3 protein-coding genes are annotated in these 4,313 nt (G+C 63.0%); 1 reads left to right on the top strand and 2 read right to left on the bottom strand.

The features are described 5' to 3' along the window. On the top strand, positions 1-1,020 hold a 1,020-nt coding region (thiC, locus tag QZ184_RS10405; protein ID WP_296419493.1), incomplete at its 5' end, for a phosphomethylpyrimidine synthase ThiC. A 134-nt stretch (positions 1,021-1,154) separates the two neighbouring features. On the opposite strand, the gene tkt is transcribed toward thiC, so the two are convergent. Continuing rightward, on the bottom strand, positions 1,155-3,158 hold the full coding sequence (gene tkt / locus QZ184_RS10400) for a transketolase (RefSeq protein ID WP_296419491.1): 2,004 nt from the start codon (positions 3,156-3,158) through the stop codon (positions 1,155-1,157). A 45-nt stretch (positions 3,159-3,203) separates the two neighbouring features. After that, a partial coding sequence (gene fabF, locus QZ184_RS10395) for a beta-ketoacyl-ACP synthase II (protein WP_296419490.1) occupies positions 3,204-4,313 on the bottom strand: 1,110 nt, incomplete at its 5' end.

Genomic DNA, 4,313 nt, shown 5'->3' with positions numbered 1-4,313 from the left:
ACGGCGATCATCAATGCTTCGCCGGTGCCCATCGGCACGGTGCCCGTGTATCAGGCCCTCGAGAGCGTGCATGGCTCGATCGAGCGTCTCTCGGAAGACGACTTCCTGCACATCATCGAGAAGCACTGCCAGCAGGGCGTCGACTACCAGACGATCCACGCTGGTCTGCTGATTGAGCACCTGCCCAAGGTCAAGGGCCGTCTGACCGGAATCGTCAGCCGTGGCGGCGGGATCCTGGCCCAGTGGATGCTCTATCACCACAAGCAGAACCCGCTGTATACGCGCTTCGACGACATCTGCGAGATCTTCAAGCGCTACGACTGCACCTTCTCCTTGGGCGATTCTCTGCGTCCTGGTTGTCAGCACGACGCCTCTGACGCCGCTCAGCTGGCTGAGCTGAAGACTCTGGGCGAGCTGACCCGTCGCGCCTGGAAGCATGACGTTCAGGTGATGGTCGAAGGTCCTGGTCACGTGCCGTTGGACCAGATCGAGTTCAACGTCAAAAAGCAGATGGAGGAGTGCAACGAGGCACCCTTCTATGTGCTCGGTCCTCTGGTCACCGACATCGCCCCCGGTTACGACCACATCACCTCAGCCATCGGAGCGGCCATGGCCGGCTGGCATGGCACGGCGATGCTCTGCTATGTCACCCCCAAGGAGCACCTGGGTCTGCCCAATGCAGAGGACGTGCGTGAAGGCCTGATCGCCTACAAGATCGCCGCCCACGCCGCCGACATCGCCCGTCACCGCCCCGGTGCTCGTGATCGTGACGACGAGCTGAGCCGCGCCCGCTACGCCTTCGACTGGAACAAGCAGTTCGAACTGTCCTTGGATCCCGAACGGGCCCGTGAGTATCACGACGAAACCCTGCCGGCTGATATCTACAAGCAGGCTGAGTTCTGCTCGATGTGTGGACCCAAGCACTGCCCGATGCAGACCAAGATCACGGAAGAAGATCTAGAGGGGCTTGAGAAAGTCCTTGCTGAACAGCAGAGCAATAGTGAAGTCGCTGCTGTTTAATTCCACGCTTCTTGTTTGAGTTCAGGACCCGGGCGAAAGCCCGGGTTTTTTATTGCTGATTCATCAGGTTGTGTGGGCACAAAAAAGCCCCGCCATCGGCGGGGCTTTGAGTGGAATCAATGATTCTTGCCTAATCAGCCCAGGGCCTTGGCTTTGGCAACCACGTTGTCGACGGTGAAGCCGAACTTCTCCATCAGCAGCGGGCCGGGGGCGGAAGCACCGAAGCGGTCGATGGAGACGGTGTCGCCTTCGAAGCCGGTGTACTTGTGCCAGCCGAAGCTGCTGGAGGCCTCGACCACCAGGCGCTTGCGGCAGGCGGCGGGCAGCACGCTCTCGCGGTAGGCGGCGTCTTGCTCTTCGAACAGGTCCACGCAGGGCATGGAAACCACGCGGACGTTCTTGCCTTCGGCGCGCAGCTGGGCAGCGGCCTGGACGCAGAGGTCGAGCTCGGTGCCGGTGCCGATCAGGATCAGATCGGGGGTGCCGTTGCTGTCCTCAAGGATGTAGCCACCCTTGGCCACGTGGTCGGCGTTGGAGTTGGCCTGGTTGGCCATCGCCTGACGGCTGAGGAACAGCACGGTGGGGCGGTGACGGTTGGCCACGGCGACCTTGTAGGCACCGCTGGTTTCGTTGCCGTCGCCAGGACGGATCACCAGCATGTTCGGGATCGAACGCAGGCTGGCCAGGGTCTCGATCGGCTGGTGGGTGGGGCCGTCTTCACCCAGACCGATGGAGTCGTGGGTCAGGACATAGATCACGCCCAGTTCGCTCAGGGCGGACAGGCGCATCGCGCCCACCATGTAGCCAGCGAAGACGCAGAAGGTGCCGCCGTAGGGAACCAGGCCGCTGCCGTGATAGGCGAGGCCGTTGAGGATGGCGCCCATGGCGTGCTCGCGCACACCGAAGTGCAGGTAGCGGTTGCCCTCGGCACCCTTCTGGAAACCGGACTCACCCTTGATGTCGGTGAGGTTGGAGTGGGTCAGGTCAGCAGAACCACCGATCAGCTCGGGCAGGTTGGGGCCGATGGCATTCAGGCAGTTGTAGGAATGCATCCGGGTGGCCACACCCTTGTCATCAGGGGTGTAGCTGGGGAGGTTTGCATCCCAGCCCTGGGGCAGTTCACCACGTAGCTGACGCTCGAACTGAGCGGCTTCAGTGGGGTACTTGCTGCGGTAGTCAGCCAGGGTGGAGTTCCAGGCGGCCTCAGCGGCGGCGCCACGCTCGATGGCCTTGCGCCACTGGTCGTAGGACTCCTGAGGAACTTCGAATTCGCCGTAGTTCCAACCCAGGTTCTGGCGGGTCAGGGCTGCTTCGTCAGCACCCAGAGCGGCGCCGTGCACACCGGCGGTGTTGGCCTTATTGGGGGAGCCGTAGCCGATGGTGGTGGTCACCTTGATCATCGAAGGACGATCGGTGACGGCCTTGGCCTCTTCAATCGCCTTGGCAATGGCACCCAGGTCGGTGTTGCCGTCGGCGACGTGGATGGTGTGCCAGCCGTAGGCCTCGTAGCGCTTCAGCACATCCTCGGTGAAGGAAACGTTGGTGTTTCCGTCGATGGTGATGTGGTTGTCGTCGTAGAGGGCGATCAGCTTGCCCAGGCCCAGGTGACCGGCCAGGGACGCAGCTTCACCGCTGACACCTTCTTGGTGGCAGCCGTCGCCCATGATCACGTAGGTGGTGTGATCAACGAGCGTGCAGTCGGGCTTGTTGAACTTGGCCGCCAGGTGTGCCTCGGCCATGGCCAGGCCGACAGCGTTGGCGATGCCCTGACCCAGGGGACCGGTGGTGACTTCGACGCCGGCGGTCTCGAAGGTCTCGGGGTGACCAGGGGTCTTGGAGCCCCACTGGCGGAATTGCTTGATGTCCTCGATCGTGACCGAGTCGTAGCCGCTCAGGTGCAGCAGCGCGTACAGCAGCATGCAGCCGTGGCCGGCCGAGAGCACAAAGCGGTCACGGTTGAACCACTTCGGGTTCTTGGGGTTGTGCTTGAGGAACTTGTCCCACAGGGTGTAGGCCATGGGAGCGCAACCCATGGGCAGTCCGGGGTGACCGGAGTTGCTCTTGTTGATCGCGTCGACGGCCAGGAAGCGGATGCTGTTGACGCAGAGCGTGTCGACAGAAGCGGGAGCGACGACCATGGGTTACGGGTAAGGGAAGGGTGTACGGGCGGGGGAGACCGCGGGCTAGGTGAACCGGCGGAACGCCAGGCAAACGTTGTGGCCGCCGAACCCAAAGGAATTCGAAAGCACCACGTTCAGTTTGTGTTCCCGGGCCTGATTGGGAACGACATCCAGATCACAGGCCGGATCCGGATTTTGGTAGTTGATCGTAGGCGGCACCACGTTGTGGCCAATCGCCAGGACCCCGGCAACGGCTTCAATGCCGCCGCTGCCGCCCAGCAGGTGACCGGTCATCGACTTGGTCGAGCTCACGGGAATCTGCTTGGCCCGATCCCCGAGCGCGGACTTGATCGCCGAGGACTCGTTGGAGTCATTGGCCGGGGTGCTGGTGCCGTGGGCGTTGACGTAGTCGACCGCATCGGCCTCGATGCGTGCGTCTTGAAGAGCCAGGCGCATGGCCTCAGCCCCGCCCACGCCACCGGGGGTGGGTGAGGTGATGTGGTGGGCATCACAGGTCATGCCGTAGCCAACCACCTCAGCGAGGATCTCGGCTCCGCGGGCCTGGGCGTGCTCGAGGCTCTCAAGAACCAGCACGCCTGCGCCCTCGCCGATCACAAAGCCATCACGCTCGGCATCGAAGGGCCGGCTGGCGGTTGCCGGATCGTCGTTGCGGAATGACAAAGCCTTGGCGCTGGCGAATCCAGCCACTCCCAACGGGGTAATGGCGGATTCGGCGCCACCGCAGACCATCGCGTCGGCTTGACCCAGCTGGATCAACCGGAAGGCATCACCGATGGCATTGGAGCCGGCGGCGCAGGCCGTAGCCACAGCACTGCTTGGCCCCTTGGCGCCAATGGCGATCGCCGTCAGGCCAGTGGCCATGTTCGGGATCATCATCGGAACGGTGAAGGGGCTCACCCGAGACGGACCCTTGTCTGCCAGCACGTGGGCCTGGGTCTCCATCATCAGAAGACCGCCCACCCCAGAACCGATCGCGGTTCCGATCCGATGGGCGTTGCTGTCGTCGATGGTCAGACCTGCATGGGCCACAGCCTGCTTGGCGGCGACCACCCCGAACTGGCAAAACCGATCCCAGCGCTTGCTTTCTTTGGGTTCGATGTAGGCGGAGGGATCGAAATCCTTCACCTCAGCCGCAAAGCGGCAGGCATGGGC

Source organism: Vulcanococcus sp. DEBay_Sum22DG08_74 (genome assembly GCF_017852955.1).
GTDB lineage: Bacteria > Cyanobacteriota > Cyanobacteriia > PCC-6307 > Cyanobiaceae > Vulcanococcus.
This window is presented reverse-complemented; position numbering and strand designations above follow the sequence as displayed.

Excerpts from the sequence above, each read along its gene's own strand:
- tkt (WP_296419491.1), bottom strand. The coding sequence starts at position 3,158 with ATGGTCGTCGCTCCCGCTTCTGTCGACACGCTCTGCGTCAACAGCATC.